Origin of the sequence: Dakarella massiliensis (genome assembly GCF_001182045.1) — a bacterium.
Taxonomy (GTDB): domain Bacteria; phylum Pseudomonadota; class Gammaproteobacteria; order Burkholderiales; family Burkholderiaceae_F; genus Mesosutterella; species Mesosutterella massiliensis.
This window is the reverse complement of sequence record NZ_CVTY01000006.1, coordinates 163,192-189,224: the sequence shown is the minus strand read 5'-3', so window position 1 is coordinate 189,224 and position 26,033 is coordinate 163,192. Positions and strand designations below refer to the sequence as shown.

Sequence of the window (26,033 nt, the reverse complement as noted above, 5' to 3'; positions counted from 1 at the left end):
TGATATTAGGGACCGCCGCTGACAGGCGTCTCAAAAAAATCAAAAAAATGGTCTTGCAAGACGAGGGGAAGGCGCTTAATTTTTTTGATGTAACCACTCCGGTTACAAAAAATACATCGCAAATTTTGAAATCTGATAAAACTAATTACACATACCTTTTAACCCCCGATAGGAAAGAATAATGAGCAAGACTCTAGTTATCGTCACGCATCCGAATATCGAACAGTCTCACGTCAATAAGAGCTGGGTTGAAGCCCTGAAAGCGCATCCTGATCTCTACACCGTTCATGAAATCTACAAGCTCTATCCGGACGGAAAGATTGACGTTGCCGCCGAACAGAAACTGCTGGAGTCCTATGACAACATCGTCCTGCAGTTCCCGATGTACTGGTACAGTTCTCCGGCTCTCCTAAAGCAGTGGCAGGATGACGTGCTTGCTTACGGCTGGGCCTATGGTTCCAAGGGCAACGCGCTGAAGGGTAAGAAGCTAGGCGTCGCCGTGTCGGTGGGCTCCCCCGCTGAGGTCTACACGAAGACTGGTTCCGTTGGCGCTGAAGTTCCGGAAATTCTCCTTCCCTTCAAGCTCATGGCGAATTTCGTTCAGACTGAGTGGCAGCCGCCCTTCCTCCTTTTCGGCGCTCTCAGCCAGACGCCCGAAACCCTGAAGAAGAGCAGTGAGGACTACCTCGCCCATCTGCAGAAGTACTTCGCCTAAGCTGGCGACAGCTCGTCTGCCTCGGAAACCAGCTCTGAACGAGCGGATCAGAGAATCGGACAGGTTCCTGAACTGAGCGCTAAAGCTGATCTTTCCGCCTGAACTCCCGTGACATAGTTCTATATTGACTTAAACGTCATGGGAGGTTTAGGCAGGTTTAAAAGCTCAAGCATGTCTTGGGCTTTTTTCGTCAGAGGCTCCACAACCCATGTAGCTCTCGTTGGTGCCCTCACCGCTCTGATCCTCTTCAATGCGGCCAGTAACTTTTCCACCGAGTTATCGGGGAGTTTTAATTCCTGAGTTTCTCTTTTTTTAGCCTGCACTGTTATAGCCATCCTCAGAGACTGAGCGATTATGTGTACCATCAATTTGCCCATGTAAGAGGTTTGGGTTGCCTGCAGTCGGTCTCCTCCGTTAAGGACTTTAAACTGTCGGAAAGCCACCTCAACGATATTCCTGCGCCTGTAAATTCTTAGAGCCTCGATCGGATCTTCGAGCCAGTCGCTGCGGATAACAAAGCAGCCGGCAGTGCGTTCCCAGAGTCTGAGAGCCTCGAGGTTTTTCTCCCATATTTTCCTTTCCTTGCCGTCTTGCTCTTCTTTGCACTCAGTTATGAAGCGGGCAGCGAAGTTCCAGTCATCTCGATCTACGACTTTTCCATCGCGTTTTTTATCTAAGACCTTATCTATTTTCTTTAGTAGCTGCTTCTGCTGAGAGAGCGCAATTTCCGGGAACCGATACAGATGCACGAAGCAGTCACGATTTACTGAGCCGGCCTCTGTGTTTTGCTTCCAGTCTTCTTTTATGGTTCGGCAATAAACTTCATACTCACTGTTGTAAAAAGCGAGGTCGCAAAGTGCTTCACGGAACTTTGTAAATTTATCTTTTAAACCCTTTTCCACGATAGGAACGCCGGCGACGAAGCTGACATCGGTATTAAAAAGATTCTGAAGATTCATTAGGGAAGAGTAACCCCGGTCGGTCACCAGGACTGTCTCGTCAAGATCAAAGCCGTAGCTTTTCATCTGAGCCAGGATGGATTTGTAGACCGACTTATCGGTTATCGAGCCTTCGTCTTCTCTGGCATAGCAGACGTCTCCGTTCAAGAAATCCACGGCAAGCGTAAGGTTTATCTGTTTGAGTTCAGGATTCTGTTTGGCGTGCCCGTAAGCCGCATCCTCGATTGTCATAGAGAAGGTACTTATTGCCGTGGAGTCCAGCGCCATATACATCTTTTGCAGAGTTGAAGGCGGCATGGCCGAGCCCTGCTTCTGAGCCTTTTGTTTTATTTCCTCAAGCCATTTCTGATAATTCTGCTTGGATCGGTCAAATCGTAAACGGAAATAATTAACCATGTCCTCATGGTCGACTTGAGCAAGCAGTTCGCTGATGCGCTGAGAGCTTAAAGGAGCGCTTACAGGAAGCCAGTTGTCGGGAAGCCAGTCTTCATAGCCGTTCATGGCGCCCCCGTCTAAGAGCTGATAGACGGCCAAAGCCAGAAGGCCGGTTCCTAATTGTTTTCCGAACGCCGCCTGCAGGTTTTGCAGAATTCGGTTCTTGGAGGCGAACTGCCAAAGGGCCCAGGTGGCAGCGTAAGAAAGGTTGTTTGAAGCCCATGACTGCTCGCGCTGTTGAACTTCTTCTGCAGCATCCTGCTCGGATCTTTCAACGAGGGTACGATTTTCAAAGTAAAGCGTCTTGCCTTCATACTCAGGATGATTGGATAAGTACTTTTTGCCCAGTCTAAGTCTTCCGGTTGCTTCATTGAGCGTGCCGACATAAATCCTTTTGGCAATTCTTGACTGTTTCTTCACCGGATCCCACTCATTTCTATAGCCATAAACATAGGTGGAATCTCCTTTTCTGAAGGTGGAGAAACGGAAATGGTTGTCTGGTAGAGTTCTTGGTCGAGCCATAATAGTCTTTATCAATATTTATAGACTATAATATCAAGAATTACCCTTAATGTCAATCTCAACTATTTAAATTTACTAGGAATTTTTTCCAGAATGAAAAAATCCCGGAGCTATGTTCCGGGAGTTTGGGTTTCCGCATCAAACCCCGTGGATTAGGTTCCTCGGGGTTTTGTTTTATCGGATCATCCGTAAGCTGCATCGTCGATACGTGAAAAGTTACATCTGCTCTAATTGTAACAAAATATTTCATGGAATAAAGTCCTTATTTAGATAACGCAAAATACGAAGATCAATGACGAAACCGCAGGGGGAAGCTTTCGGGCTTTTCTCTGAAATCTCTTTTAAAAAGCGGCTCTGACGCACTTTTATTCAGAGGCTGGAGTAACGGAGAACGACATCATGAGATCACACTACACACGTACAAATCCCGCGGCTCAGGGGCAGGCGCTGCCGCCCGAAGCGAAAGCGCGTTTCAATACGCCGTTTTTCGGAAAGAAAGCCATTGGAAATTTCGCGCATGCCTGGGCAGACGAACTGACTCTTGACCGCGTGAAGGAAGCGTTTGATCCCTTTGAGTGCCATCACTACGAACTGCCTGAATATGCCGACAAAAAATACGGCTGGGGCGTGACCCTCCTTGGAGACAGCCGTGAAGGGCCGGCGTTTTACGCGTCGCACGGACCTGAAAATCAGGGAATGACGACGGAACAGACCGCACCCGTAATGCCGGGGATCAGCGGATTCTTCCGCGTAAGCAATTTCCGACGGTTCAGGAATTAGTATGACGGTGAAGTGTTTATGCGGCCGGAAGGCGGACATTTCTCGATTTCCGCCGCAATGCCCGGCCTCCGGGTCTTTGAAGATCGGTTTAAGGATCCGGTACCGCGGGCTTTTTCGCTTTCCGCCTGGGCTCACAGCATCACGGTGCTCACTGATGGACCGGCTCCGGAGGATCTGACGGATGAAGAAAATTACACCGTAATGCCTTTTCTTCCGCCGTGGGAAGATCGGAAGCAGGAAAAAGGCTTGATGATTTTCTTGAAAAAGACGCGAGCTGCTACTTTATCCGGTCGGTTATTCGTTCCGCGGAACTCGTGACGCTTTACGGGGAGGATGTCTGGAAGCTTGTGGTCACCATGAAGGAACCCCTTCTCGGCGAAACAGGCATCGATATTCCTGTCTACTGCTTTGAGAAAGACTGGGAGGGCGAGTCTCCGAAAGCAGGGATGCGGATTCTCGCCGCGATCTGGCTCCTCGCGCGTTTTATCCCTGCGGAGGAAGTTGAACCCCCGCGGAGACTCAATCCTGACGATCCGATAGATCTTGAAAAGGCTCAGTCGGGCGACGCTGAAGCCATGGTCAAGGTCGCGAAGGCCTATCTTTCGGATCCGTTCTATGAGGCCCCATTTGAAGCGTTTACCTGGTTTCAGAGAGCGGCTGAAACGGGAAACCCGGAAGGAATCCTGGGTCTTGCGGACTGCTACCTGAACGGGACAGGTGTCAAAAAGAATCGTAAAGAAGCGAAGAAACTTGTCCGGGCTCTCGCGGATAAGGACTGCCCGGACGCGGTGATGAAGCTTGCTGACATTCTGGATCTGGACGCGGTTACTCCGAAGGAAGCGCGCCGGGTGAGAAAGATTTATGAGCGCGTGGTGTCGCTTGGCGCAGTGAAGGCCTATATCCCATTGATCTCCAATGCCCTTATTGGCTGCGAATCCGATAATTACGCGTCGGACTATTCCCGCGCGGTTCAGTTCGCGATGGATCTGAGAGAAACCGGGGCGGATCCTGTGACACTGATCACCGTGAGCCAGTTGCTCTGTGATGAAGGTCTCAGGCAGTACGCGAAACTCATCGCGGATCTTGCGGAGCTGGCGGCGGAAAGTGGCGACTCGCTTCCAAAGGCTGCTCTGGCTCTTTACTACGCACAGGGTTGTGGACGAAAGAGAGATCCTAAGAAAGCGAATCAGCTGCTCATAGAGGCAGGAGAAAACGGAAGCATTAGGCAGAAACTTCAAGTCGCGGATACGCTGCTCGCAGGAAAGAAGGGCTTTATTCAGGACGTCAAAACGGCAGTGCGGCTCTATGAAGACGCAGCCATGATGGGAAGCCCGGATGGTGCGGCATCTTTCGGTTGGTGTCTCGCTATGGGATTTGGAACCGTGGAAAACCTGGAAGCCGGGCTCCGGTGGCTGCAGAAAGCGATTGATGAGGGGTCAGACCGTGGACGGTTTTACTACGGGGTGTTGCTTTCTGATGGACAAAAGCTGAAAAAGGACGAACGAAAAGGCGAAAAGCTTATCCGTGAAGCGGCGGAGAACGGTCTTCCGAATGCTGCCTATAGGCTTTCTCTTGATTGCTTTGATAAGGGCCTTAATAAAGAACCGTTCGACTGGAGAATCCGCTATTACGGATTGGCTGAGGCGGATGAGTCTGTGGATGACATTGTTAGCCTTCTCCCTGAACATGGCTATGACGCGGAAGAGCACCAACTGGAATTTATCCTTGGGGTTCTTTTGCTTGCAGGAGAAACGGGGGATCCCAAGGCACTCGTGACGCTCGGCGATATTTTCGTTACCGGCGCCTATGGAGTCAGGGTGAATGTAAAGGATGCGAAGAAACTTTATCGGGAAGCCGCGGAGATGGGCTATAAAATGGCAGAAACGCGTCTCGCTCAGTTGTCAGGCAAATAGAGCCTGTGGTTTTAGCCCGCAGAGGTTTTGAATGGATCACGTCTACGCTGAATGTCCCTGGGTCGTCCCGCCGGACGCCCCGGAACTCCTCGCACTCTTCCGTGAGAAGGGGAGGCCGGCCTTTGTCCGCTCCAGAACGGTGGTGAACTTCGGTGAGGAACCGACAGCCTATATGGTGGAAGAGGGACTGGTGGGGACATTCGCGGGCGGCGTCGGGAAGTATGAGCGCCTCATTGTGCTTTTCCCTCCGGGAACTTCAGTGGGAGCGGAGAAGTCGATCAAAGGGAAGCACGCGATCAAGCCTCTGATCGCCCGGGCGCTTCTCCCCACGAAGGTTCTCGTGATGGACGCGGCGCAGTTTAAGCGGGAGCTGGAGCTTGATCCCATTCTCTGCATCGCGGCGCTGAAGAGCTTCATTCGGCATGACGACGCGAAGATTGAGGGGCTTCTGATGAATGACCTCCTCACGGTGCCGCAGCGGGTCGCGCTCATGGTGAAGGTGCTCTTTCAGGCGCTTAATATGCCGCTCACGGCGCTCCCCAAGTGCCTTCCCAAAACGATCACTGTCACGGAGCTCGCGCGTCTCGTTCACAGTGACCGCGCGGTCGTGAGCCGGATTCTCGCGAAGTGGGTGGAAGAGGGGATCGTGGTGACACACGACGGAATGTATTTCTTCAGCAATAAGCTGAACCAGGTCCTCGGGGACGAGGGTATCTGATTCATTTCGATTAAATCTCAGGCAGCGTTTGCCGTATCCGGAACCTTGAAGGAACCGGCAGGCAGCGCTGCCTTTTCTTTTTCATCCGTCGCTTTGGCAGCGGCAGCGTCGCGGTAAATAATCCGAAAAGGAATGCTGTGACGTCCGAGAGTTACCCGGATGTAAGCTCCGCCTGAGAGGATCTGCCCCGGCTGAAGGCCGCCGCGGAGTAAAACCATCGACTACAGTCGATGATCGTGTCTGTTTTTCTTCAATCATCGATTACGATCGATGATTTTGTGCATCAACAGGAGCTCCTGAACTCAATTTCGCGCTTATACAGCGTGAAGAGGCGTTTCGGTCTGTCTGATTCAGCTCGATTGAATCTCAGGCAACGTTTGCCGTATCCGGAGCCTTGAAGGAACCGGCGGGAAGCGCTGCCTTTTCTTTTTCATCTGTCGCTTTGGCAGCGGCCGCGGCGGCAGTCGCGCGGAGACCGCCGAGCGCGAACACCGTGAGCTGGTCATCAAGATCCGACTGCGGCATTTTGGTGAGCGCTCCGAAGGGTCCTGGGAACCGGGAGCCGAACACAAAAAAGAGGAATGCCGGCGCGATCGCGGACGCGATGCAGTGGATGAGGCGGGGATCGCCGACGGGAAAGCCGGTGATTTCAGACACGATCTGCAGGATCACGTGAAGCTTCGGACGAGCCTCTTCCTTAAACAGCGTTTCAAGCGCTGCCCCTGGCGCGATGACGCTCCGCGAAATCACCTGAAGCGACGCCCGTTCACCGCGGCGCGCGGCGCCTGTGATGAGATTGAACACCCCGTGAAGCTTTTCTTCTGGCGTCATGTCAGAGCGCTGAATGGCTTCCAGCGCCTCGAGACTCACGAGGTTCTGATGAGCCCGGATCAGGACCGCTTCAAACAGTCCCTTGCGGCTTCCGAAGTGATAGTTGATCGACGCGATATCGACCTTCGCTTTTTTGGCGATTTCCTTATTTTCCGTCTCCGCAAAACCGTGTTTCGCGAAGAGTGCGAGAGCGGCCTTCAGAATCCGTTCCTTAGTTTTGTCACCATCCGATCGGGTCTTTCGAATCGAGTCCTTTGGCATCGCGTCTACCTTCGTAATTTCCGTGTCTTTTATTCTCTGTGGAATTGATTATACTTTAATTTGAATTTAAATTTAATTTGTATAGCTTTCCTGCATCTGCCGCGAAGGGGGGCAGTATGAAAAAACGTTTGATTGCGATAGGAGCTGTGATCCTGGTGGCCGCGGCGGCAGCGGGAGGCTATGCGTGGTACCGGGGGCACCAGGTAACCGCGCCGACAGAACTTACCCTCTACGGCAACGTCGATATCCGTCAGGTGTCACTCGCTTTTGACGCGAGCGGCCGCATCAGTGAAATGAATGTGGATGAGGGGCAGGTGGTGGAACCCGGACAGGTGCTCGCGAAGCTCGATACCCGGACGCTGGAACTGCAGGCGAAGCAGGCAGCCGCCCAGATTGGGGTTCAGGAACAGACGCTTCTCAAACTGAAGCGCGGAAACCGTCCGCAGGAAATCGCTGAGGCCCGGAGCCAGATGCTCGCTTACGAAGCGCAGCTCACGAAGGCGAAGCAGGATCTCGAGCGCGCCAATAACCTGTGGAACGCGCCGGGCGGTCACGCGATCAGCACTCAGAATTACGACGCCGCGAAGAGCGCGGAGCGGGTCGCGTCGCAGAACCTCGTGAACGCGCAGAAAGCGTACGAACTGATGAAGATCGGTCCCCGCGTTGAGGATATCCGGAGCGCCGAGTCGTCGCTCGCCGCCGCTAAGGCGAACCTCGAGCTTCTGAATCACGAAATTTCGCTTGGAACCCTGAAGTCGCCTGACGCCGCGATTGTTCGCTCCCGCCTCCTTCAGCCGGGCGACATGGCGTCCGCCGCGAAACCGGTTTATACGCTCGCGCTCACCTCTCCCAAGTGGGTCCGCGTCTATGTGAATGAAAAGGATCTCGGGAACGTGAAACCCGGGATGACGGCAAGCGTCGTGACGGATACTCACCCGAACACCCCGATTGAGGGAACGGTGGGCTATATCTCGTCCGTCTCCGAATTCACGCCGAAGACTGTTGAAACCCCGGATCTCCGCTCGAGCCTCGTCTACGAAGTTCGAGTGATCGTGAAGGATCCGAAGGGGGATCTGCGTCTCGGGCAGCCGGCGACCGTGAAAATCAATCTGAACAGCAAGGGCGCTGAGATCCCCGCTTCCACCGCGGCCGCGGTGTCTCAGGTGCCGGATACGCCTCCGTCCGCCGCTCCCGCGGCGAATTGAGAGAAGGGTGCCCTTTATGGCTGATTTCACCCCTGTCGTCACGGCGTGCGGCCTCACGAAGTCTTTCGTGGGGGCGGATGGGGAGCACATTGAAGCGCTCTCCGACCTGACGCTCTCCATGCCACCCAACGTCATCGTGTCGCTTGTCGGCGTTGACGGCGCGGGGAAGACGACCTTCATGCGCCACATCACGGGGCTCATGAAGGCGGATTCGGGGGGAGCTCTCTGTCCTCGGCATCAACCCGGCGACGGACTCCCAGGCGGTGCAGGATCGGATCAGCTACATGCCGCAGGCGTTCGGACTCTATGAGGATCTGTCAGTCAGCGAAAACCTCGACCTCTACGCCGATCTCCATGGGGTGCCTGAGGCGAAGCGGAAAGAGCGTTACCCGGAGCTTCTCGCGATGGCGGATCTCGCGCGGTACCTCGACCGTCCGGCCGGGAAACTCTCAGGCGGCATGAAGCAGAAGCTGGGGCTTATCTGTTCGCTTGTGCGGACTCCCGATCTCCTGCTTCTCGATGAGCCCTCTGTCGGTGTCGACCCCCTGTCACGCCGCGACCTCTGGGAAATTGTCTCGAAACTCGTTTTCCGGCAGCGGATATCGGTCCTCTGGGCCACGAGCTACATGGATGAGGCGGAGAATTCGGATTACGTCTTCCTCCTTCACGGCGAAAAGCTGATCCGCGAGGGGAAGCCGAAAGAAATGACGCTTGAGTCCGCGGGACTCACGTATTTCGCGACGCCGGAGCACGGTGAAGCGCCCCGGTTCCTGCAGACCGCGCTCTATGACAGGCTGGATCTCACGACGGACGCCGTGCCGCAGGGCGGTGACATCCGCATCATCGCGAAAGAGGGCGTAACGCAGGCGCAGCTCGACGCGGTCGCTCCCCGCACGAATCTCCGTCCGAGACCCCCGGAATTTGAAGACACCTTCATGCGGGAGATCGTGAAGGGCGAGGATCCCCGCCTCCCCAACCCGGCTCCGATTGAGAGCCATCGGGCGTCTGACGGCGACGTCGCGCCGGTCATTATCGTGAAGGATCTCGTCCGGAAGTTCGGAGACTTCACCGCTGTGAAAAGCACGTCGTTCTCGGTGAAACCGGGGGAAATTTTTGGCCTCCTCGGACCTAATGGGGCCGGGAAAACGGTGACCTTCCGGATTCTCTGCGGGCTTCTCCCCGCGACGAGCGGTCTCGTGCAGGTGGATGGGCTGAATCTCCGCACGGCGCGCGCCGAAGCCCGCGGCCACGTGGGGTACGTCGCGCAGAAGTTTTCGCTTTACCGGAATCTCTCCGTCCGGGAGAACCTGGAGTTTTTCGGCGGCGCCTATGGACTTCGCGGAAAGCATCTCGAGGAGCGGATTGAGCACGTGACCCGGGAATTTCATCTGAACGAAGATGACATCGCGGGGAAAGTGCCTGCCGGCATGCAGCGGCGTCTCGCGATCGCGGCCGCCATGATTCATGAGCCGGCGATTCTGTTTCTCGATGAACCGACCTCCGGCCTCGATCCCCTCGCGCGCCGAGCCTTCTGGCGCATCATCACGCAGCTCGCGAGCCAGGGGCGCACGATGATCGTGACCACGCACTTTATGGAGGAAGCGGAGTACTGCGACCGAATCGCGATTCAGGATAAGGGCGAGATGCTCGCGCTGGGCACCCCGGCCGAAGTCCGGAAGCTCGGGGGCGAAGACTGCGTCGATATGAACAGCGCCTTTATCGCGATCGTGGAAAATTCGCGTGAAAAGCGGGGGGATACGAGATGACGGACAAGGCTGAAACCGGTCTCTCCGGGTTCTTCACCCGGTACTTCGCGCTGCTCCAGAAGGAATTCCGGCAGATGATGCGCGATAAGAGCAATCTCGCGATCGGGATCCTGCTCCCGATCATCCTGATTCTCTTGTTCGGGTACGGCATCTCGTTTGACGTCGAGAACGCGAAGGTCGCGGTCGTGGTGGAGGATTCGTCTGGCCCCGCGCGGGACCTCGCGCAGAGTCTCGGCGGGAGCAAGTATCTCGTCCCGGTCCGCGTGAAAGACTATCCGGCGGCGGTCGAGATGATGGAGCAGTCGGAGGCGCTCGGTATTCTCAGGATTCCGGTGAATTTCGGGCAGCAGTACGCGGCTGGGGACTCCACCGTTCAGCTCATTCTGAATGGCGTTGACGCGCAGACCGCGAAGACGATTCAGGGCTACGTGATGAGCGCCGTCGCGAACTGGGGCGCGAAGGAAGCGGCCCGCCGCGGGGGGATCACCGTGGGCGGCGGGATATCGGTCGTGCAGCGGATCTGGTTCAACCCGAACGCGATCAGTACCTGGTACCTCGTCCCCGGGATCATCGTTCTGATCATGACCCTCATTGGCACGTTCCTCGCCTCGATGCTGATCGCGCGCGAGTGGGAGCGCGGCACCTTTGAGTCGCTCTTTGTCACCCCGGTGCGGCCCTTTGAGATCGCGCTCGCGAAGGTCGCGCCGTATCTCGTGATCGGGATCATCGATATCGCGATCTGCCTTCTCGCCGCGCGGTTCCTCTTCAAGGTGCCGATCCGCGGGTCGCTCGTGCTGATTGTGCTCGTATCGATCCTCTACCTGCTCGTCTCGCTCCTCATGGGGCTTCTCGTCTCGGGCGTCACCCGGAATCAGTTCCTCGCGAGCCAGATGGCGCTGCTTGTGAGCTTCATGCCGGCCGTGATGTTCTCGGGGTTCGTGTTTGACCTCCGGAATATGCCGGGGTGGATTCAGCCGATCTGCGAGATCTTCCCCGCGACCCACTTCATGAAGGTGGCGAAACTCCTCTTCCTTGCCGGAAACGACGCCTCGGTGGTGAGTGAGGGTGTTCTGATCCTCCTTGGCTACACGATCCTCTTCCTTATCCTCACCACCTGGACGCTTCGGAAGCGCGTGGAGTAAAGACTCATGAAAACCCAACGCTTCAATTCACTCATTATCTGGTTCTCGCAGGTCCGGGCCCTGATCCGGAAGGAGCTCCTCGTCCTCATGAAGGACCCGGTGAGCCGCTCGATCCTGATCGCTCCGGTGATCATCCAGGCGTTCCTTTTCGGTTACGCCGCGAGCTTTGACCTTCGCTACGTTCCGTACGCGGTGATGGATTCCTGTAACTGCAAAGCGTCGACCGAGCTTCTCACGCATCTCGACAGTACCGGGATGTTTATCCGCGCGATGACACTCACTTCGCAGTCCCAGATCGAGGACGCGGTGGTGACGGGGAAGGTGGTCGCGGCGATCAATATCCCGTCAGACTTCGCGACGAAACTCTCGTCCGGCCAGACCGCTCCGGTTGAACTGATTCTGGATGGCCGTAACTCGATGACCGCGAGCCTCGCGGGCGCGTATATCAGTTCGATCGCGACGAACTATGGGGCCTCGATCACGGGGCAGAAGAGCGCGGTGTCAGTCGACACCCGCTCCTGGTACAACCCGACGCTCGACAGCCGCTGGAACATCCTGATCGCCCTGATCGCGTCACTCTCGCTTCTTCAGACCATGATGATGGCGGCGTTCTCGGTTGCCCGTGAGCGCGAGCGGGGAACGTTTGATCAGCTCCTCGTGACGCCGCTTACGCCGCCTCAGATTCTCGTCGGGAAGGCCGTCCCCTCGATCATCATCGGCATCGCGCAGAGCACGCTCATTTTCCTTATCGTGCAGTTCTGGTTCGGGATTCATATCGTGGGGAGCGTCGGTCTTCTCTACCTCGGGCTCCTCTTCTTCAACATCGCCGCGGTCGGTATCGGGCTCTCGATCTCCGCGCTCTGCACGAATATGCAGCAGGCGATGCTCTGGTCCTTCCTCCTCATCGTGCCGTTTGTACTGCTTTCGGGCTTCGTTTCCCCGATCGCCAACATGGCGGTCGGTGTCCGATACCTCACGTATCTCAATCCTCTGCGGTTCGGGCTTGAGATCGTGAAGCGCGTGTACCTTGAAGGCGCGGTGCTCGGCGACATCTGGATGGAATTCATTCCGCTCACGCTCATGGCCGCTGTCTGCCTGCCTATAGCGGGCTGGCTATTCCGTCATAAGCTCTATTAAATCGATAACCGGCTCCACCAATGGTAGTAGTCCGATAGATCAGGATGGTCTATGTATGGGATGGGGGTCGGTTTTCACGTTTGCTTGCTTTTCCTACAATGACAGACCTGCGGCAACGAAGGGGGCTGCGCCCATCGCTTCGTGTCGCACGAAATGTGGAGAAAAGTTTTGAATTCTGATAAGTTCTTTGAATATTTGTGGAGATGGACCCTGCTGGTGGCAGGGATGTTTGTCGCGGCCTGCGGCATTGCAATCATTACTCAGACGAATCTCGGGACGACCCCGATCAGTTCGCTGCCTTACGCGGTCACCGGTCTCACCGGGTACTCCTTCGGTACGACGACCTTCTTTATCAACCTGATCTTCATCGCGCTGCAGTGGGTGATCCTCAGCCGCAAGGGCGTGTTCCACTACACGACGTTCTTTCAGATCCCGGTCGTGTTCGTGTTCAGCGCCTTCATCGATTTCACGATGAGCCTCTCGGGCGGCATCATGCCGGAGTCCTATCCGCTCCGCCTCCTGATCAGCTTCGCCGGGAACACGGTTCTCGCGCTCGGCATCGTGATGCAGCTTCACTCCCGCACGATCGTGCAGCCGGGTGAAGGTCTTGTGATCGCGGAGTCGATCCTCTTCCGGAAGCCGTTCGGCACCGTGAAGGTGTTTAACGACTGGACGCTCGTCCTGATGGCCTGCCTCGTCGCCTTTATCTTCTCGGGCGGCCTCATCGGTATCCGTGAAGGCACGTTTGTTTCCGCGCTCTTTGTCGGTATCTTCGCGAAGCTTTACCTGAAGCTCTGGCCGATGCCGAAGAAGGAAGAACTGAAGGAACGTGAAGCGATCGCCGCTGAAAAGAAAGCGGAACGCGAAGCCGCGAACGCCGCAAGCGAAGCCGCCGCTTCCTAAAAGCCTGAAAGCAAGCCTCGCCTCCTGATAGAGAGGTGAGCGCCAAATGAAAACCGCCTGAAGGAATAATCCCCAGGCGGTTTTTTTTCGGTCTTTCAGAAGGAACCGCTGGCGTAAGGCCAGCCGGTTCCTGTTGGTTCAGACGAGCGTGAACATCGCGATCGTGGTCACAATCACCGCGGCGACGCAGGGGAGCGCTGTGCGTTTCACGACCTGCATCGGGTTGACGCCCGCGATGCCGGCGAGAATGATGACGCCGCCCGCGACAGGCGACATCGTGCGGCCGATACCGGCCGCGATCTGAGCAACCGCGCCAAGCTGCACGATCGTCATTCCAAAGTCCGCGGCGTGCGGCGTGATCGCTTCGTTAAAGGCGAGCGCCGCGGCGTTCCCGGAACCGGAGACCACAGCCATGAGGAACGGGCCCACGGCGGCCGAAATCATGGCAACCGACTGCGACCCGCGCATCGCGTCAACGAGCGCGCCGGTGAGACCGATCGACTTCATGCCGGCCGCGAAGAGAGCGGCCGCAGCGATCAGGATCACGACGTTGTTGAATCCATCCCCGGCGCCCTTGCAGAAGCGCTTCGACGTTTCACCGACGTCCTGCTTATGAACGAGACCTACCACCATGCCAAGCGCGGTGCCGATCAGCATGCAGACCGGCACCGAGAACGTCTTCGTCGGAAGCCAGCCAACCTGCTTCGAGGCAATCACGAGAAGGAAGAGCGGAATCACTGGGATCAGCGCCATGATGGGATTGATTTTGAAATTCTCCATCTCGCGGTCCGTTTCTGTTTCTTCTTTCACGGAGCCGACCCCTTCCTTCAGCATCATGGAGATTGCGGCAAGAATGAGCGCCGCGATCAGAATCCCAAGCGCCGCGGGAAGCGCTTCCTGAAGGATCACGATCATCGCGTCGGCGGTCGGAATTTCTCCCGCCTTATAGGCGATCGACGCGATCTGCGGGTTAAACATCAGCCCCGGGCTGATGACTGAACCCCAGGTGCCGAGGAACACGGCGGCCGCCGCCATCACCGGGCGCACCTTAAGCGCGATGAGAGCCGGAATGAGGAGGACGCCGACCGCGGCCGCGACACCGGCGGCGGATGGCAGCACGATATTGAGAATCCAGGTAATGATCGCCGCGCCCGGCACCACAATCGCCGGAACGTGGGTCAGCGGGCGGACCAGCGCGTTCACGAGGTGGTCAGAGCACTTGGTGTACGTCATCACGGCGCCGAACCCCATCACGGTGACAATCGTCGGAACAAGGCCGCCGTTCACGAGCTGCTTCACGAAGGCGTCAACCGCGGCTCCGACCGTCGTCGGTGACCCGAGCGCCACCTGCCCGATCAGCGCCATCAGGACGCCTGAGAGCGTCAGAACGAGACGCGCCTCATAGTTTTTGTAAATCAGCCAGAAAGTAGCCAGGACGATCGCGAGTCCAATCCAGATCATGATTCGGTTTCCTCGAAGTGTTTATTGGTGCGGGAGACAATCCGCGGGGCGGATCACTCCGGCCCCGAGGCAGTCTCTCTCCTTTGTTGACGCGCTCCAGGAGGCTCTCTCCTCCCCCTAAAGGCATACTTAGTGTAGAGGAGGGGAGTATTTGTCCGGTCTGTGAATGCTTTTTGTCTTGTTCCAATCGGGGTGAACCGGGCATCTTTACACTGAAATCGGGCTTTTCCGCAGGATCGAGGCGGATAAAAAAGGATCCGGACCGGATTTCAGTTCCGTCACACTGTGAGAGAATCACTTTTACGTATAAAAAATAACGACGCACTGCGCTTATCCCCTCATGCAGACCAGAACTCTTATCGGTATCGGGCTCGCGGCCCTCTCCGGCATCGGATTCGGTGCCGGCGGCATCGCGGCCCAGTACCTCTTTACCTATTGCCGCTTCACGCCGCTTGATCTTGTCTCGATCCGACTTTTCGGCGCGGGGCTGATCCTCCTTCTCGCTTACGGGATCGCGACCCGCCGGAATTTCTTCCGCGATATCTTCCGGAACCTCCGGAATATCGGCGCGATTCTCGTTTTTGGCCTCGGGCTTCTCCTTCTGCAGCTCACGTTTTTCGTGTCGATCGAGAAATCCAACGCCGGCACGGCGAGCCTCATGGTGGGTTTTGTCCCGCTCATGATTCTTTTCTGGCTCGCGGTGCGGGAGAAGCGTCCCGTCACGGGGACGGAGTATGTCTGCCTCGCGCTCGCGGTGACGGGCGTCGTACTTCTTGTGACGCGCGGCGACTTCACGTCGCTTAACTTCACGGTGGCGGGTGTCGTATGGGGGCTGATCTCAGCCGGGTTCCAGGCGTTCTGTACGCTGCAGCCGAAGAAAGTCACGGGCCGGATCGGCGTGGTCCCGGTGCTCGGGTGCGGGCTGCTGCTCGGAGGGCTTCTCGGCTTCATCGTTCATCCGCCCTTCCATATGGATGTCGACTGGACGCCGGCCGCGATCGGGAATTACGTCTTTATTGTTCTCGTGGCATCGGTCCTTGCCTACTATTCGCTTCTGAAAAGTATGGAATACGTATCGGCCTCCGTCACGGGGCTCCTCTCGTCCTTTGAGCCCCTCACCGCGGTGGTGCTCACCGTGATCGTCTTTCACGTGCCTTTCAACGCCTGGGAGATCACGGGCGCTGCCTGCGTGATTCTCAACATGGTGCTTCTCGCGCTGCAGGACCGGAAGAAAGAATAGGGCCGGTTGGAAATAAGAGAACCTCTCCGGATGCCGTGAAATTCTGTTGCAATTTCACGGCATTTTGACTTTTCGATGCGTTATTCTTTTAAAATTCTGCATTTTGCAATTTCGCGTCATTCGGAGAACCGCATAGCCTTATGCCTCAGACTCAGAAGATTCAGCTTGCCCCGATTACCGCGTGGACCCTCGTGAAGTGGTTCCTCATTCCGGGCCTTATCCTCGCTTACATCACGCTTTACCCCCCGCACGCGCTTGATATCGCGCTTTCCGAGCCGTTCTATAACGGGACGAAGTTCGCGCTGAACCGTATTCCGGTGATGGTGTGGATTCACCGTCTGTTCCGCATCGTGCCGTTCTTTATCGGGTTCTCCGCGCTCTTCGTGATCATTCAGAATCTTCGGAACAAGGTGCCGCCCTATAAGCTCGGCGAAGTCGGTAACCGCCGCGCGCTTTACCTGATTCTCGGAATGCTCGCGTCCGTGTTCCTCGTGAAGTTCCTGAAGGACACGACGGGGGTCTACTGCCCGTACGCGGTGGAAGTGTTCAGCGGGAACGCGCCGCTGCTCAGCCCCGTACTCTCCTTCCACAAGAACCCGGGTCACTGCTGGCCCTCTGGTTTCACCGGCACCGCGTTCTGCTGCTTCGCGATGTACTTCGCGTTCCGGGATGTACGCCCGCGTCTCGCCCGCGGGAGCCTCATCTTCACCTGGGTGTTCGGTATCGTCTGCAGCGTGATTCAGGTGATGCGGGGTGAACACTTCATGTCGCATACGCTCGCCACCGCGCTCTTTGACTGGCTTACCTGCGCGCTGCTCTACTGCGTCTTCTTCTCGAAAGAGATCTGGCAGCAGTTCATCGTGAAGAGCCACGCCTCTGACAGCGGTTCGTCCGGCGGTCCGATGCTTCGGGAAGCCGTGGCTCCGGTCCGGATTGAGGACCGCGAGAACCGCTGATACGTAAACTCTCAGATCGCGTCAGATCAGGCCGGACAAATTCGGTAACACGGATTTTCCGGTCTTTTCTTTTACCTGAATTCCGCCGAAATCCTATGGAAATCAGGATTTGCCGTGAACAGGAAAGGCTGTTTTCCAATTTTTAGACGAAAAAAAACCACACAGATTCTCTGAACTTCGTATGATTTCATATGGCGTCGGAAAGGGGAAAAGCCTCTTCCTGCGCTTTTATAAGTCAGTGTTTGACGCACAGGAGAGAGACCGATGGCGGAAAAAAAGGATTCCAAGAAAAAGAAGAAGGTGCTTTTTGTCGGTGATACGCACGCCGAATTCGCCTTTATGAATTACGCGCTGAAGGAACTGAAGCCCGACGTGGCGATCGTGGTCGGGGATTTCGGCTACTGGAAGAAGAGCGACTTCAGCGAGACAGGGGACGAAACCGGGTACTTCTTTGATTCCCTCGTGAATGATCACACGAAGGTCTACTTCTGCGACGGCAATCATGAGAACCATAAGCTGCTTCGCGAGCTCGTCGCGGAGCACGGAAGCGATAAGCCGATCCGGATCCGTAAACGTCTCTACTTCATGCCGCGCGGGAGCTCTCTGAAGCTGAATGGCAAACGCTACCTCTTTGTGGGCGGCGCGCTCTCGATCGATAAGGAATTCCGTGAGCCCGGGAAGACCTGGTTCCCAGAGGAGCTCCTCTCCGAAACCGAAGTGAAAGCGATCATGAAGACGGTCGACCTCGACAAAATCGATGTCATGGTGACGCACACGGTGCCGTCCGTTGGGATAGACGCGGTCTGCAAGGCGTGCCAGCTGCAGCGGGACTGGCTCCTCGGGACGGTGTCCGAGGACAGCCTGCAGCTCCTCTTCGAGCGTCTGCCGCGGGTCCGCGACTGGTACTTCGGTCACTGGCATCAGACGGCGGAGTTCACGGTGCCCCGCAGCCGGATCAACTTCCATATGCTCAATATGACCCCGTATGAGGGATGCCTCCGCGGGAAGGGCTACAGCAAGAAGCGCCTCGCCCGGGTAGAGAAGGAATATATGGAGCGGCTCGAAGCCGAGGCGGCGGCCGCCGAAGCTGAGGCGGAAGCGGTGCCGGAAGCAGCCTTGGCAGCCGAAACGCCTGAAGCCCCGGAAACTCCGGCCGAGAAGCCCGAAGCCGCGGGCGGTCTCTGATAGCGGCTTGGTCGCGCTCCGGGTGTCCCGGAGCGGATCCAAACAAAACGCCTTCCGATGGATCATCACCGGAAGGCGTTCGTGTATCTGCAGGCTTTTCTGACCGGCAGCGTTCCGATCAGTCTCCGAGCTTCTTCTCGAAGAACTTCACGATGAGGTAGCAGATCGGTTCCTGATACCAGGCGGGGTCGGACGAGTGATCAATGCCCTCAAGGAGGTAGTAGCGGAAGGGCACATGCGCTTCCTTCAGGAGCTCCGCCATATGGGCGCTCTGGGCGGGGGACACCATGCGGTCCGCGGTGCCGTGGATGAGAAGGAACGGAGGCGCCTTGACGTCCGCGGGCTTATGGATGAGGAGACCCGCAGGGCTCGCGGCTTCCGCTTTCTCGGGGACCGAGACGATCGGGCCGTCACCGCGGCCGGTAAACGACACGCCGTTCACGAGAAGCGCCTCAGGGGAAGACTCAGAGTCGTGCGCCGCGACGGCGTCGGGGTCGAGCCCCTCGCCGATACCAATGAGGTTAGAGACCGGGTGCAGGGCGCAGCAGGCGCTGACGGCTTCAGATTCATCCCCCCATTCGTTGGACGTCCACTCGCGGGTATGGGTGGAAAGCGCCACCATTTCTGCGAGCCAGCCGCCCGCCGAATTTCCCATCACGCCAATGCGGTCGGTGTCGATTTCAAAATCGGCAGCGTGGGCTCGGAGGAACCGAAGCGCGGTCTTTCCATCCACCACCTGGGCCGGGAACCCGGCCGGGATCGTGCGGTACTCAGCCGTCGCGACGACGAAACCGGCTTCAGCAAGCGCCCAGCGGTTTTCGGCGAAGCGGTCCTTAGCGGCGCCAAGCCAGCCGCCGCCCGGGAAGAAGAGCACCGCTGGCTTCGCGGCACCGGTGTCCGGAATCAGAACCGTCATCCGGAGCTGACGCGCCTCGCGCTTCCCAATGATCTGCGAATACACCACTTCGGAGATCGTGCGGATCATCGGAGCCTTGCGGTGAATATCCAGGACCTCAGCGTCTTCCATCCAGCCCGGAAGCTTCTGCTCCCGATAGCTCTTCTTCTGTTGCTTCTCTTTCTGCTTCTTTTTCTTCGACATGATCTTGATCTCCTGAACGCGCCGGAATCGGGGTTCGGCGAGGAACCTCCAGTGTTCCGGGTGTCTAAACTGAGAGGGAATGAAAGGGAGGGGCCGCCTCATCGCTTTGCATCAGGCGGCGGCTATCCCTTTTCTTAGCCTGAATTCTTCATGAAACGATCCGCTGACAGGGGCGTTATTGAGCTAAGTATTGGCTTATAAAAAGAAAAAAGGGCTTTGCCTGATATAATTTGAAGTCGATAAAAACACAAAAAATATCAGAGAAGTCCTTTAATGCATTTTACCAATATTTCTAACTTCTTTGATGGATTTAATAGCACCGCTGAGAGCTGCGGCGCAGAGGATATCTCCGAGATGGGAGGATTGGTTGTCGCCGTGGGTACATCGGAGAGGTGCGTTTTTATAAACATGCTGGACAAATATCTGGCTGATTTTTGCCGGACAATCACTATCAAGGAAACAGAGCGGATTTTCTAACAAAATCCGCTCCGCTTCACATTTGCTGCCAATTCTTATCCGCCTAATCTCCCTTTCCCTTAATTACAAGCGCCTTCAAGAAAAATTCAGGCTATCCTGAAAAGGCCGCCAGAAAAACTTCTGGCGGCAAAGAGGAGAGTAATGCTAAATCTGTGACAGCCTGGCGCTAGAAGAAATGGTGCAGGCCGAGGTAGCCCTGCCAGGCATTGCGGACGTTAGCCACGTTGAGAACGGTATCATCCTTCCAAGCTTGACCCGACTTCGCATAGCCGATAAAAGGTTTGAGAACAGTGCGCTTGCTGAGCGGGTACTCATAGGCGACGCCCACCGACCAGCTGTTGACTTTCGTTTCGTCTGATTTCGATTCGTCGTGACCCCACAGATAGGTGGCCGCAACCTTGAAAGCACCATGACCAGCAGGAATCTTTGCGCTCAGACCGACCTTGTGCCCCGTGAGAGAGCCGTTCTGGGAAACATAGCGGTAAGAGAACATGGGCGTAAAGGATCCCAAGTCATATTCGATACCGTAGTTGACCACATACTTGGATTCGGAACCCTTAACGGTCTTGTCTTGGCTCTTTTCTTCCAGAATAAGACTCGTTTTAATCTTGTCATTGCGGAAGCGCAATGCGGCGCCGTAATAGTGTTGGTTGTCCGACCATTCGTTGCCTGAGTCATCTGTGAAACCGTTGCTGTACATTAGACCAGCATCAAAACCTGCCTTGACCGGAGTCTGATAGGCAATCACATTATTGGCACGCAGGAAATTATTCATGTTCTGATCCCAGCCGATCAGACCGTAGCCGTTCATGAATACATAGCCCGTCTGCATGTTAAAGCTCTGGAGACCGCATCCGAGCGTTCCTGTACGACCAAACCCCAGCCGCCCGAAGGTGTCGCTCTGAACGTAGAGTAGCGATTCACGCGTAAAGCCGGAGGTTCCGTTGGCATAGGCGCCAGTGTCAGGAGAAAAACCGGACTCAAGAATAAAACCAACTTTTACACCATTACCGAGATCTTCCGATCCCTTGAGGCCAACGCGGGAGCCAAGGTCAAACGCCGATTTCAGTTCAGTGGTTGCATTAGCTCCATCCGCCTTCTGAACCAGGATTCCTTCTTCGATGACACCATAGATATTGACGTTAGCGGCTGAAACAGCTGTAGCCTGAAGACTCAGTAATGCTGCAGTAGCAATTAGTGTCTTTTTCATAATGCGGGTTCCTTGAAATTAGGGGACTGTGAAATCAATCAAGAGGCACTGAGCACAGAAGTTTTCTCCTTTGCCGTTTTCCCCTGGCGGCTGTTGGTGCACCCGAACTTGTCGGCATAGTGCGGAGCCCCAGAGGCGAGGCTTGAAACAGTCGTCAGGGATACAGCTAGAAGTACAGAGAGTTGTCTGACGTTCATGGAGAAACCCGAGTGAGAAGAGAAATACGGTGCAGGCACGGCTCTGAGGAGAGTGAAGGCCGCAGCCCGCACCGTATGGGGAAATGGATTTGAATTAACCCATCACTTCCATGCCACAGATGCGACCGTTGACAAGGCAGTCAAGCACTGCGCAGGAGCCAAGACGCACGGCTCCGTGCACGCCGCCCGTGGCTTCACCGGCTGCGAAGAGTCCGGGAATCGGCTTATCGTTCGTGCAGTCAAGCGCGCGGCCCTTCATATCGGTGAGGATCCCGCCCATGCAGTGGTGGACCTTCGGCGATAGCTTCGAGCAGTACCAGGGACCGTTCACCATCGGCTTGCAGTCTTTGTTGATGTAGCGGTTCAGCGGATCCTTACCGGCTTTGAGACCGGCGTTGTATTCATCGACCGTCTTCTGCAGCGCGGCTTCCGGAATATTGAATTTCTCGGCCATGGCTTTGAGGGGCGGGAACTCGTACACCACGCCGCGCTCCAGCTGCTTCGCGAGGATGTTGTGGTGGATCTGCTGCATCATCTCGATCCCTTCCTTATTCGCGACCGCGATGCAGAGCTGTCCCTTATTCGCCGCGTTGATCACGGCATCCGCCCGGACCTTGCGGTTCGCGAGCTCATCAACGAACCGCTTGCCGGTCGCGCAGTTCACCCAAATCCCGAACATTGCGGCCGCGCTCTGCGCGAAGTAGAGCGCGATCCCCATGCCCTTCTCATCCGGACTGTTCCAGGGGCCGCACTGAATCCAATCGGCCTGAATGATCTGGCAGCCGATGCGGTTTGCCTCACGCCAGCCTTCGCTTGTAGCGCCCGGCTGATTCGTGGTCTGGAACTTGTCGGTGAGTTTCGGATCCTGATGCATACGGTAGGCGACGTCCGCGCCGAAACCGCCGTAGCAGAGAATGACACCTTTCTTCGCGCGGATGTACTTCACGCGGCCGGAATTGTTGTCGCGGAACTTGTATCCCTCGCGGACCTTAAGCCCCTTCACGCGGCCATCGGTGTCCCGGATGATCGTTTCCATGAAGACACGGGTGCGGAGCGGGATTCCGAGCTCCTTGCATTTCGCGATCTACTTCGTCACGATCGCGGAACCGGAGCCGTTCCCGGTAATCGCGCAGCGGGGCACGGAGTGACCGCCTTCCTGCACGAGGTGATCCATATTCCATTCAACGCCCAGCTCATCCCGCGTCCACTGCCAGGTAGGAAGAGCAAGATTGACGAGAGTGCGGACTTTGTCAGGGTTATTAAGTCCCTGACCTTCACGCAGCATGTCTTCAGCGAGGAGTTCCGGCGTGTCCTTGATCCCATTCTTCTTCTGCATCGGGGAACCGGGAATCGCCATGATGCCCCCGTTAATGATGGAGTTGCCGCCAAGCGTCCGCATCTTTTCGAGAACGACGACGTTCGCGCCCTTCTTCTTCGCTTCAAGGGCCGCCGCAAGCCCGGCGAAACCGGAACCGACGATCAGCACGTCCACCTCTTCGTCCCACTTCGCAGGCATCGGATCGTAGGGCTTAGCCTGTGCGCTGGAAAAGACGGCGCCAAGACCCAGTGCGGTGCCGGAACCAAGAAGTGCTCTTCTGGAAATATCTGACATGTGGATTCTCCTTTCGACTTAAATTGATGCCGCTTTTTAGTTAAGTATTTCGGCACCGATGCAGTCAGTCTAGAAAGGAGGGGTAGATGGCGAAACGGCAGATTTGCTAAAAAAGATTGCAGATTTCACAATCAGCTTTATCTGCAATCTAGTTCTTGTAATCTATTTGAATTATGTAATAATAATTATTTTGGAGTATTTTCTACGGATTATTAGGTTCGCCGCCCAACATCCGGAACATGGGTTTCCAACGAGCCTGGTTGTCAACGCTTTCACGTTCCACAAGCCAGCGGCAGAACTGCATGAGACGGGCATTGCTCTGCAGGCGTTCAGTCATGACAAGCGTCATTTCCCACGGCGTGCGGTGCAACCCGTTGAGCACCGGAACGAGTTCTCCCTTCAGAATTTCCTGTTTGCACAGGTCAAACGACAGATCTATGGCAATGCCGGCATCGGCCATCACAGCGGCTTTACAGGACAGCGCATCTCCCGAGAAACTCACGCGGTTCCAGACAAGAGGTTTTTTTTCTGTGCGTCGGCACAGAAAGTAAGAAGGCGGATAGTTTCTGCCGGTGCGCAGAATGACAGCATGGTTTTTCAGGTCTTCGGGAGATTCCGGTGTGCCGTTTTCCATCAGATAGTCGGGAGTCGCCAGTGGAAAATTGAAACCGGTTCCGGTAGACCACATCACCAAACCCCTGACAGGAGGTTTGTAGGGGAGGAGAGCGATATCGACACGACCGCTGAGGACGTCTTCGTGATCGCATTCGCTCATGAGATCAAATTCAAGCTGCGGATCGATTTTCCTGTAGTCGATCAGCTGATCAATCAGCGTGTCTCGGCCTACGTTGAGAGGAAAGCAAAGCCGGTAACGGACAGCAGATCCTGTTAGGGAGGCGGCAATTTCGCTTACCTGATTGAAGTGTTCAAACAATTTCTCAGCATGCGGCGAGAGCACCCTGCCGTTGCTCGTGAGCGTCATGGGACGGGTCTGACGGTTAAAGAGTTTGAAGCCAAAATCGCTTTCGAGGCCCGAGAGCAAACGGGAAACTGCCGACATATCCATATTGAGCTCAATGGCTGTCTGTTTGATGCTTCCGGTTTGAATGACGGACACAAAAACACGCCAGGCTTCCAAGTTTTCTTTGCTCTGCATTGTCTGATCATCTTTGTGGAAGCTATCAATGTTTTTGAGTATATCCGATGTGATTAGTCGCAGAATGCAAATATTGCAATCTCAGAAAATGGTCGGGAAAATCCTGAATCCGCATTGGAACAGGTGGTTTCAGCTAGAGTGCCGAAGTAAACAGGGCATTGATCATGGCAAAAAACCTCTTGACCGGCAGCGTGCATTTCGTTGTGGAGCGAATGGCGACAGCAACAAAGCGGTTAACGTTTTGCCATGGAATGGAAATGAGTACGGGGTTTTCTTTAGCCAGAGATTCCCCTGTCTTAACCTGAATAAAGGACTTCAGCCGGACATTTTCAATTGAAACGTTTTCTGGGTCTGATATTCGTTTCTGAACATCTGGCTGAGAAATTTTCGAAACTCTTTCCCTTAGGAAAAATTCAGGTTAGAAAAATCCTTTGTCTGAGCCTGAACGCTTCGCCTTTCGGAAGTCCCAGGGCGGTGTGGGGTTTGATTCGCTCCAGAGGCCGACCCGTTCGCTGCGCGCCTTTTCCTCAGCTGCCTCGTAAATCGGCCGGTCCTCAGGGAACATGGACTTCTGGTAACTGCGGTAGAACCAGGCGTTCCCGGTCTGAAGCTGGCTTAAATTGACATCCTTCCCGTCCACCAGCACCTTGCCGACCGTGCGGCCGTACTGATCGAGGTTCCGGTAACGCACTGTGACGTTCCGGCCGGAAACAAGCGACTCGAGGTGAGCCTTGCTCGCGGGGCCGCCCGCCTGGTCATGCTCCGGGGCGTCGATTCCGAGGAACCGGATGCGGATCGTCTGACCGTCCGTTTTTTTGAGCGTGATGGTGTCGCCGTCCGCCACCTTCACGACCTGCCCCTGAACTTCCTGGGCTCCGGCGTTCACGGTCGAGTCAGGGAGCCCTGACGTGGATCCGGTCGCGGTCGGATTCTGTCCCGGGAGCGCGGCAGGTGCCCCGGCTCCGCCCTTCACGGACTTCATCGTCTCCTGCGCGGCGTGCTTGAAGGCGTTTGTGATGCCGTTACCGGTGAAGCCGTTCACGGCGATCGCGCCGATAAAGGCAGCGACAAAGACGCCCGCTGCCTTTTTAAGCTTCGGGGAACTCAGGACGGAGTTGAGGAGTGAGGAAATTGCGGAGTGGTTATCGCGGGGGTCAGTCATCAGCGTCAGCTAACAAATAAAGAGCTCAAACCAGCGGAGCTCCATCGCATCGCTCTAGTGTAGAAAAAAGAAACACAGCGTGCAGTGCGAAACACCGTATTTTCGGGACTTTTCGTTCCGGACTCAGGATTTTCCGGAGAAGAATGAGGTGAGCCGCCCGAAAAAGCCGTCCGGCTGCTTCACTTCGCTCTTTTCCTCAAACGTTTTCAGTTCCGACGCGCCCGTTCCCTTTCGGAATTCCCAGGGAGAAATGGGTTTCGGATCCGCCCAGAGGCCGATCCGGTTTTTCTTCGCCGCGGCTTCGGCGGCCGGATACCGCTTCCTCGCCTGCGGCGTAAGCTGCGGAGCCTCCGATTTCACGTACCAGGCGTCGCCGTTTGCGAGCTGCGTGAGGCCGACGTCCGTTCCATCCGCGATCACGCGGCCGAGAATCCGGCCGTAGGCGTCCCGCCCCCGGAACCGGATCACGACATCTTTCCCGTTAAGGAGCGCGGCGAGCGCGAAGTAGCTCTTGTCGCCCCAGATCTGATCGGGATCCGGCGCGTCGACGGCGAGCAGCCGGACACGTTGTGTCGACCCATCCGTGATCAGCGCCGTAAAGGCGTCGCCGCTATCCACTTTGGTCACTTTTCCGTGGAGGAGCGAAATCGCGGTGGGAGTCGTCGCGGGGCTCGGTTTCGCGGCGGGCGGCACCCGGACTTCCAGGTCAGGCGACCCGATGCCGACCGCGTTTTTGACGTTGTTCCAGGCGTTTGGGATCAGTGTGAGAGACACGCCCGCGATGATCACGAGAGCCGCGGCCCCGACCGCGAGACGTTTTTTAAAGGGGGACAGAGTTTTTCTGGAACTCCGTTTCGCTTTGGTGACTCTCTTAGGCGTTGCTTTCTTGCGGCGTGGTGTCGTCATTCGGGGGGGATCCGTATGAAGTCAGAGTCCGGTTCTGCGGGGACTCTATCGCTAGTCGTAGTTTAAGAAAAAAATCCGCGCGGCG

The 26,033-nt window shown here is 56.1% G+C and carries 23 protein-coding genes and 1 pseudogene; 14 read left to right on the top strand and 10 right to left on the bottom strand.

Annotated elements, in window-relative coordinates; all coding sequences use genetic code 11:
• Positions 1-181: 181 nt before the first annotated feature.
• Positions 182-715 carry an NAD(P)H-dependent oxidoreductase gene (locus tag BN1936_RS04765; protein WP_022443449.1) on the top strand — a complete coding sequence of 178 codons (534 nt, stop codon included), beginning with the start codon at positions 182-184 and terminating at the stop codon, positions 713-715.
• 119 nt (positions 716-834) lie between these two features.
• Here the strand turns inward: BN1936_RS04765 and BN1936_RS04760 are convergent, their stop codons facing one another.
• Positions 835-2,631, bottom strand: coding sequence for an IS1634 family transposase (locus BN1936_RS04760; RefSeq protein ID WP_148521168.1), 1,797 nt, complete (start codon positions 2,629-2,631; stop codon positions 835-837).
• A gap of 399 nt (positions 2,632-3,030) precedes the next feature.
• On the opposite strand from BN1936_RS04760, the gene BN1936_RS04755 reads away from it, so the two are divergent.
• From BN1936_RS04755 to BN1936_RS04745, 3 genes are all read left to right on the top strand, one after another.
• The gene (locus BN1936_RS04755; protein WP_022444279.1) at positions 3,031-3,411 is read left to right on the top strand and encodes a hypothetical protein; all 381 of its coding nucleotides are present in this window, start codon (positions 3,031-3,033) and stop codon (positions 3,409-3,411) included.
• Positions 3,412-3,629: 218 nt separating this feature from the next.
• Complete coding sequence (locus BN1936_RS04750) at positions 3,630-5,324, top strand: tetratricopeptide repeat protein (RefSeq protein ID WP_049686768.1); 1,695 nt, start codon at positions 3,630-3,632, stop codon at positions 5,322-5,324.
• 31 nt (positions 5,325-5,355) lie between these two features.
• Entirely contained in the window at positions 5,356-6,042 is a 687-nt protein-coding gene (locus BN1936_RS04745) for a Crp/Fnr family transcriptional regulator (protein WP_022444277.1), read from the top strand.
• A gap of 17 nt (positions 6,043-6,059) precedes the next feature.
• Here the strand turns inward: BN1936_RS04745 and BN1936_RS04740 are convergent, their stop codons facing one another.
• Together BN1936_RS04740 and BN1936_RS04735 are read right to left on the bottom strand one after the other, a co-directional pair.
• The gene (locus BN1936_RS04740; RefSeq protein WP_022444276.1) at positions 6,060-6,260 is read right to left on the bottom strand and encodes a hypothetical protein; all 201 of its coding nucleotides are present in this window, start codon (positions 6,258-6,260) and stop codon (positions 6,060-6,062) included.
• A gap of 148 nt (positions 6,261-6,408) precedes the next feature.
• Positions 6,409-7,134 carry a TetR/AcrR family transcriptional regulator gene (locus tag BN1936_RS04735; protein WP_022444275.1) on the bottom strand — a complete coding sequence of 242 codons (726 nt, stop codon included), beginning with the start codon at positions 7,132-7,134 and terminating at the stop codon, positions 6,409-6,411.
• 116 nt (positions 7,135-7,250) lie between these two features.
• Here BN1936_RS04735 and BN1936_RS04730 point away from each other — a divergent pair, with 116 nt between their 5' ends.
• The 6 genes from BN1936_RS04730 to BN1936_RS04710 all read left to right on the top strand — a co-directional run bounded on the left by BN1936_RS04730 (position 7,251) and on the right by BN1936_RS04710 (position 13,287).
• On the top strand, positions 7,251-8,339 hold the full coding sequence (locus tag BN1936_RS04730; RefSeq protein ID WP_022444274.1) for an HlyD family efflux transporter periplasmic adaptor subunit: 1,089 nt from the start codon (positions 7,251-7,253) through the stop codon (positions 8,337-8,339).
• Positions 8,340-8,355: 16 nt separating this feature from the next.
• Positions 8,356-8,649 carry an ATP-binding cassette domain-containing protein gene (locus BN1936_RS11810; protein WP_267900958.1) on the top strand — a complete coding sequence of 98 codons (294 nt, stop codon included), beginning with the start codon at positions 8,356-8,358 and terminating at the stop codon, positions 8,647-8,649.
• Complete coding sequence (locus BN1936_RS11805; RefSeq protein ID WP_267900957.1) at positions 8,624-10,105, top strand: ATP-binding cassette domain-containing protein; 1,482 nt, start codon at positions 8,624-8,626, stop codon at positions 10,103-10,105. Before BN1936_RS11810 ends, BN1936_RS11805 begins: the two co-directional genes overlap by 26 nt.
• Complete coding sequence (locus BN1936_RS04720; protein ID WP_022444272.1) at positions 10,102-11,247, top strand: ABC transporter permease; 1,146 nt, start codon at positions 10,102-10,104, stop codon at positions 11,245-11,247. The genes BN1936_RS11805 and BN1936_RS04720 overlap by 4 nt, the downstream gene beginning before the upstream one ends.
• A gap of 6 nt (positions 11,248-11,253) precedes the next feature.
• On the top strand, positions 11,254-12,384 hold the full coding sequence (locus tag BN1936_RS04715) for an ABC transporter permease (RefSeq protein ID WP_022444271.1): 1,131 nt from the start codon (positions 11,254-11,256) through the stop codon (positions 12,382-12,384).
• Positions 12,385-12,609: 225 nt separating this feature from the next.
• Positions 12,610-13,287, top strand: a complete 678-nt coding sequence (locus tag BN1936_RS04710; RefSeq protein ID WP_053101812.1) for a YczE/YyaS/YitT family protein — start codon at positions 12,610-12,612, stop codon at positions 13,285-13,287.
• Positions 13,288-13,425: 138 nt separating this feature from the next.
• Here the strand turns inward: BN1936_RS04710 and dcuC are convergent, their stop codons facing one another.
• Positions 13,426-14,748 carry a C4-dicarboxylate transporter DcuC gene (gene dcuC / locus BN1936_RS04705; RefSeq protein WP_049686767.1) on the bottom strand — a complete coding sequence of 441 codons (1,323 nt, stop codon included), beginning with the start codon at positions 14,746-14,748 and terminating at the stop codon, positions 13,426-13,428.
• A gap of 340 nt (positions 14,749-15,088) precedes the next feature.
• Between dcuC and BN1936_RS04700 the strand changes: the two genes are divergently transcribed.
• From BN1936_RS04700 to BN1936_RS04690, 3 genes are all read left to right on the top strand, one after another.
• Positions 15,089-15,988: a DMT family transporter gene (locus BN1936_RS04700; RefSeq protein WP_022444266.1), complete on the top strand. Its 900-nt coding sequence runs from the start codon at positions 15,089-15,091 to the stop codon at positions 15,986-15,988.
• Between the two features lie 140 nt (positions 15,989-16,128).
• On the top strand, positions 16,129-16,944 hold the full coding sequence (locus BN1936_RS04695; protein WP_022444265.1) for a phosphatase PAP2 family protein: 816 nt from the start codon (positions 16,129-16,131) through the stop codon (positions 16,942-16,944).
• A gap of 264 nt (positions 16,945-17,208) precedes the next feature.
• On the top strand, positions 17,209-18,129 hold the full coding sequence (locus BN1936_RS04690; RefSeq protein ID WP_049686766.1) for a metallophosphoesterase family protein: 921 nt from the start codon (positions 17,209-17,211) through the stop codon (positions 18,127-18,129).
• A gap of 118 nt (positions 18,130-18,247) precedes the next feature.
• Here BN1936_RS04690 and BN1936_RS04685 read toward each other — a convergent pair whose 3' ends face one another.
• Positions 18,248-19,228, bottom strand: coding sequence for an alpha/beta hydrolase (locus BN1936_RS04685; protein ID WP_049686765.1), 981 nt, complete (start codon positions 19,226-19,228; stop codon positions 18,248-18,250).
• 273 nt (positions 19,229-19,501) lie between these two features.
• Between BN1936_RS04685 and BN1936_RS04680 the strand changes: the two genes are divergently transcribed.
• Positions 19,502-19,705, top strand: a complete 204-nt coding sequence (locus tag BN1936_RS04680) for a hypothetical protein (protein ID WP_022443702.1) — start codon at positions 19,502-19,504, stop codon at positions 19,703-19,705.
• Between the two features lie 166 nt (positions 19,706-19,871).
• Here the strand turns inward: BN1936_RS04680 and BN1936_RS04675 are convergent, their stop codons facing one another.
• From BN1936_RS04675 to BN1936_RS04650, 5 genes and pseudogenes are all read right to left on the bottom strand, one after another.
• Positions 19,872-20,915 carry a porin gene (locus BN1936_RS04675; RefSeq protein WP_022443703.1) on the bottom strand — a complete coding sequence of 348 codons (1,044 nt, stop codon included), beginning with the start codon at positions 20,913-20,915 and terminating at the stop codon, positions 19,872-19,874.
• Positions 20,916-21,206: 291 nt separating this feature from the next.
• Positions 21,207-22,628: pseudogene (locus BN1936_RS04670) on the bottom strand (flavocytochrome c).
• A 298-nt stretch (positions 22,629-22,926) separates the two neighbouring features.
• On the bottom strand, positions 22,927-23,880 hold the full coding sequence (locus BN1936_RS04665; RefSeq protein WP_022443706.1) for a LysR family transcriptional regulator: 954 nt from the start codon (positions 23,878-23,880) through the stop codon (positions 22,927-22,929).
• A 418-nt stretch (positions 23,881-24,298) separates the two neighbouring features.
• Positions 24,299-25,042 carry a thermonuclease family protein gene (locus tag BN1936_RS04655; RefSeq protein ID WP_022443707.1) on the bottom strand — a complete coding sequence of 248 codons (744 nt, stop codon included), beginning with the start codon at positions 25,040-25,042 and terminating at the stop codon, positions 24,299-24,301.
• A 123-nt stretch (positions 25,043-25,165) separates the two neighbouring features.
• Positions 25,166-25,948, bottom strand: coding sequence for a thermonuclease family protein (locus tag BN1936_RS04650; RefSeq protein WP_022443708.1), 783 nt, complete (start codon positions 25,946-25,948; stop codon positions 25,166-25,168).
• Between the last annotated feature and the right edge of the window lie 85 nt (positions 25,949-26,033).